General features: G+C 70.0%; 2 protein-coding genes. One reads left to right on the plus strand and one right to left on the minus strand.

Annotated features, from left to right (window positions below; all coding sequences use genetic code 11):
• Nucleotides 1-299: 299 nt before the first annotated feature.
• Complete coding sequence (locus tag CA983_RS43505; RefSeq protein ID WP_167407563.1) at nucleotides 300-1,253, plus strand: IS481 family transposase; 954 nt, start codon at nucleotides 300-302, stop codon at nucleotides 1,251-1,253.
• Nucleotides 1,254-1,300: 47 nt separating this feature from the next.
• On the opposite strand, the gene CA983_RS43510 is transcribed toward CA983_RS43505, so the two are convergent.
• Nucleotides 1,301-1,553, minus strand: a 253-nt coding sequence (locus tag CA983_RS43510; RefSeq protein ID WP_208637181.1) for a bifunctional adenosylcobinamide kinase/adenosylcobinamide-phosphate guanylyltransferase, incomplete at its 5' end; no start/stop codon positions are given.

The raw sequence follows: 1,553 nt of genomic DNA on the forward strand, positions 1-1,553 counted from the left end.
ACACCCCGTGGCGGGCGATCCCCCCGCCCCTGGCCCGTCAACACCTCCGCGACGCCCTGCTTCGAGCCGGTATCCCCTTGGTGGCCCTGGCGGCGGTGGCAGACCACCTCATCGCCCCACTGGCCCGCCGCACCCGCTTCGCGAACACGTACCGCCTGATCGCCCGCAAGCAGACCTAGATGTGCTGTCCGGGGACGTTGGTGACGGGCGACACGCCTTGAGTGGTCCTTGAACGGGGCAAGGGCCTCTGGGTTCGGTGTGGATTGCGAGATCTACAACCGGCGTCCAGGAAGCCCTCGTTGTCCCACCGTAATGCCCCGCTGACTCCGACCGGCAGGCTGCGTCTGGCCCGGTGTGTCGTCGAAGACGGCTGGCCGCTACGACGAGCCGCGGAACGCTTCCAGGTCAGCCACACCACCGCGGCCCGCTGGACAGACCGCTACCGCCGGAACGGGGCAGCGGGCATGCACGACCGCTCCAGCCGCCCCCACCACAGCCCACGTCAGACCCCTGCCGCCATCGAGCAGCAGGTCGTCCGGCTACGGCGCGAACACCGCATCGGCCCCGTCCGGCTGGCCGCCCGATGCGGCATCGCCGCCTCCACCACCCACCGCATCCTGACGCGCCAGGGACTGCCCGCTCTGACCGCCACCGACCGGGCCACCGGCGAACCCGTCCGCCGCTACGAACGAGCCCAGCCCGGCGACCTGCTCCATATCGACGTCAAAAAGCTCGGACGCATCCCCGACGGCGGCGGGCACAAGGTCCTGGGCCGGGCCGACGGCCGCCGCAACAAAACCGGCACCGGATACGCCTACCTGCACACCGCCCTGGACGACCACTCCCGCCTGGCCTACACCGAAGACCTCCCCGACGAGAAAGCCGCCACCTGCGCGGCCTTCCTACGACGAGCAACCGCCTGGTTTGCAGACCACGGCGTCAGCATCGAGCGGGTCCTGACCGACAACGCCTGGGCCTACACCAAGAACACCTGGCGCGACACCTGCCGCGACCTGGGCATCAGCCCACGCTGGACCCGGCCCTGGCGTCCTCAGACCAACGGCAAGGTCGAACGCTTCCACCGCACCCTGCTCGACGAATGGGCCTACCACCAGCCCTACACCTCAGACGCCGAGCGCCAGGCAGCGTTTCCCGACTGGCTGGACTGGTACAACTACCACCGACCCCACACCGGCATCAGCGGCCAAACACCAGCCAGCCGCGTCACCAACCTGTCCGAACAGCACACCTAGCTGCGGGCGGACCCACCCCAACCCCAGCCCAGACGCCGCGTACCGTCTCACCCCCGCAGCACCACAGGCTGCCCCGCCACCACCAGCAGCACATGCTCACACTCGTCCGCGAACCCCGCGTTCAACCGCCCGAGTTCATCCCGGTACCGCCGCCCCGACGCAGTAGACGGCACGATCCCCGACCCCACCTCGTTCGACACGGCGACAACCGTCCGCCGAGTCGAACGCACCGCCTCCGTCAACTCCCGCACCCGCTCCCGCAACGCCTTCTCCCCCCGCTCCGCCCACACCGCGTCGTCC

The organism is Streptomyces swartbergensis (assembly GCF_002148965.1).
GTDB lineage: Bacteria > Actinomycetota > Actinomycetes > Streptomycetales > Streptomycetaceae > Streptomyces > Streptomyces swartbergensis.